The 3,012-nt window shown below is 54.6% G+C and carries 3 protein-coding genes; all 3 read right to left on the bottom strand.

Going from position 1 to position 3,012, the window contains the following annotated elements; translation table 11 throughout:
- Positions 1–112: 112 nt before the first annotated feature.
- The 3 genes from RUMCAL_RS11940 to RUMCAL_RS11930 are packed head-to-tail and all read right to left on the bottom strand — an operon-like array spanning position 113 to position 2,876.
- Positions 113–997 (bottom strand): LysR family transcriptional regulator, encoded by an 885-nt coding sequence (locus RUMCAL_RS11940; RefSeq protein ID WP_021683183.1) that lies wholly within the window; start codon positions 995–997, stop codon positions 113–115.
- 2 nt (positions 998–999) lie between these two features.
- Positions 1,000–2,007, bottom strand: a complete 1,008-nt coding sequence (gene prmA, locus RUMCAL_RS11935; protein WP_021683182.1) for a 50S ribosomal protein L11 methyltransferase — start codon at positions 2,005–2,007, stop codon at positions 1,000–1,002.
- Positions 2,004–2,876 (bottom strand): prephenate dehydrogenase, encoded by an 873-nt coding sequence (locus tag RUMCAL_RS11930; RefSeq protein WP_021683181.1) that lies wholly within the window; start codon positions 2,874–2,876, stop codon positions 2,004–2,006. The genes prmA and RUMCAL_RS11930 overlap by 4 nt, the downstream gene beginning before the upstream one ends.
- Positions 2,877–3,012: the final 136 nt, after the last annotated feature.

Genomic DNA, 3,012 nt, shown 5'->3' with positions numbered 1-3,012 from the left:
TTTGCCAAGGATAGCAGAACACTGCAAATCTTCATTCGACAAAAATGTCAAACAAAAACCACCGCATCACCTGCCGGAGAAATCCGAGGGAGTGATGCGGTGGTTTGTTTTCTTAATGCTGTTCCGCGGCTTTCAGCTGCCGCAGATAGCGGCTCAGAAAGGCGTAAAAGCTGCACACTGCCTCCTGCCCTCTGGCGTGGCGGTGCAGCTGTAGGATAATGGCACGCTGGCAGGTAGGTTCCGCAATAGGCAGCAGGCGAATCTGCTCCATGCTGTCCATGCCCCACGTATAGTGCGGCCAGAAGCCTACTCCCAGTCCGCTGGCGATCAGGTTTTTGACAGTGTCCGGACTGTCGCTCTCATAGATGATGTGCGGGACAAATCCCGCCTGCATGCAGTAGCGGTCACAGATCGTGCGGATACTGCGGGAACCGGACAGGCTGATGAAATCCTCATGGGCAAAGTCCTGTAAGCGGACGCTTTCTTCGCTGGCGTAGGGCGAATTGTGTGGAACTGCCAGAAAAATGCGTTCCTTAAACAGCTCATACCGTTCCTTGGTATCTGTGGGAATCTGAAAATTTTCCCGCGTGAAAACCGTGATGTCTGCGTCCTCGCACTGCGAGTTTTGAATCAGCCGGAAATGCAGCCCGTCATGGTCTTTTTTATAGGAGATCAGTGCCTGTGTCACCAGTGTGGAAGCCGCCAGTACATTCAGCCGAATGGTCTTTTCCCGTTCCAGAGCCATTTGCTGTAGTTGCGTAGGAATCTGGTGCAGAGTTTTCAGCACCGGTGTCAGAGCGTTCTGCAGTGCCTCACCGTATGTGGTCAGGGCAATGTTCCTGCCACTGCGGTAAAACAGAGGCACGCCCAGTTCCTTTTCCAGCCGGCGGATACTCTGGGTGAGCGAGGGCTGTGCAATGTGCAGCTGCTCCGCCGTGCGTGTCATGTGCTGGTTCTGTGCCACTGCATAAAAGTATTCCAGCTGTAGCAGTTCCATGGTTACTTCCGCAGGGTGTCGCAGCAGGTGCCGGCTCCGGCAAGCTTTTGCAGCTTGACAGCACACCAGCCGGATGCTTCCCGCCGTTCCAGCACGGCGAAGTCATAGGCAGTCACAGTGTCCAGCACTTCGTCTGCCCGTTCCGTGATGATGCCTGACAGGATCAGAATGCCGTTGTCTTTCAGGAACGACGGAAACAGCGGAGCCATGCCCTTGATGACATCTGCCACAATGTTGGCGGTGATGACATCATAGCCGCTGCCGATCGATTCCCGCAGGGCGGTGTCTGTGATGATGTTGCCGCAGGAAATGGTATAGTTTTCCGGATTCAGGTGATTTTCTGCGGCGTTTTCCTTGGCGATACGGGTGGCATTTTCCTCAATGTCTACGGCATAGGCTTCCTTTGCCCCCAGCAGCATGCCGCCGATAAACAGAATGCCGCTGCCGCAGCCCAAGTCCAGCAGGCGGGTGGCAGGGGTGATCTCATTTTCCATCAGTTCCAGACAGAGCCGTGTGGTGTGGTGCTGTCCGGTGCCGAAGCTGCTTGCCGGATCGATCTCCAGAATGGTTCTGCCGGCGGCTTCTGCGGTGGGTTCTTCCCAGCTGGGCTTGATGTACAGCTTGTTTCCCACCGGAAACGGCTTGAAATACTGTTTCCAGTTGTTCGCCCAGTCCTCCTCCCGAATGCCGGAGCAGACAGCTTCCAGTCTGCCGTACTGGTGTTCGGTGTCCTCGGCTTTCATCTGTGCCAGCATGGTTCGCAGAGCTGCCAGCATTTCGGCACCCTGTGCATCTTCCGGCAGGTAGACCGTGACACAGGTTTCACAGCTTGCCAGTTCCATGAGCCCGTCCTCCAGATAGTCCCACTTGCCGTCTTTCTGTTCCAGAAACTCCTGAAAATCCTGTGCGTCCTGTACCATGCAGCCGCGGATCCCCAGATCCTGCAGCCGGACGCTCAGCAGGTCAATAGCGGGCGTGGTGGTGTAAATATCAACTTGTGTCCAGTTCATGCGGTTTCTCCTTTTTGCAGTTCGTTTTGTTCTTGACGTTTACGGACATTTTCTTCCTGAATCTGCCGTCCCTCGGCAATGAGATATTGCAGCCGTTCCTCGTCCCGCTGTTTCAGGGCATCGCGGTAGTCCGTAAGGTTTTCGATCAGCAGATCGAGGTGGTACAGCAGGTTGTCCCGATTGTCCAGAAACAGGGCAGCCCACATAGACTCGTCCATGGTTGCCACGCGTGTCATATCCTGAAAGCTGCCGCCGGAGAAAGACAGGGCATCGTCCATGCAGAAGTCCTTGACATAAGAGCTGGAAACCACGTGAGCCAGCTGAGAAGTATAGGCGATCATGTTATCGTGCCACATGGGCGTGGCGGTGACGATCTTGCCGAAGCCCATCTGGTCTGCCAGTTCCTTGACGGTGTCCAGAGCCGCTTCATCGGTGCCGTCCACTGGTGTAACAATGAGGTTGGCGTTCTGGAACAGGTTGGGAATGCTGGCGTAGTAGCCGTTTTTCTCTCGTCCAGCCATAGGGTGTGTGCCCACATACCGCACATCGGCTTTCCGGCAGCGGTAGGTCAGATCCCGCACCATACGCCCTTTCAGACCACAGGTGTCTACCAGAATCGTGCCTGCCGGAATTTTAGGCAGGGCTTCCTGTACCATTTGAATGGCAATACGCTGGTGCAGGCAGAGAATGATCATGTCATAAGTGCCGTCTGTCATAGTGCCGGTGCCGTCGATCGCTCCGTCGGCAATGGCATCGTCCAGAACTGCCTGCTGTACGTCACATCCGTAAACGGCATGGGAAGTGGCTGCTTTTATCGATTTGCAGATAGAGCCGCCGATCAGTCCCATGCCAACTACTAAGATTCGCATGTTACGTTCCTCCAAATTTTCAGTATGGTACTATTGTAACACGAATTTGGGAAATCGTCAAGGCGGCGAGTTGCTTAGAGGATTATTATGCAAAAGATTTTGAAAGAACCCCTCCACCAGCTTCGCTGGTCCCCCT

Source organism: Ruminococcus callidus ATCC 27760 (assembly GCF_000468015.1).
GTDB classification, from domain to species: Bacteria; Bacillota; Clostridia; order Oscillospirales; family Ruminococcaceae; genus Ruminococcus_C; species Ruminococcus_C callidus.
Note: the sequence above shows the minus strand (reverse complement) of the source record. Positions and strands in the feature narration are given on the sequence as shown.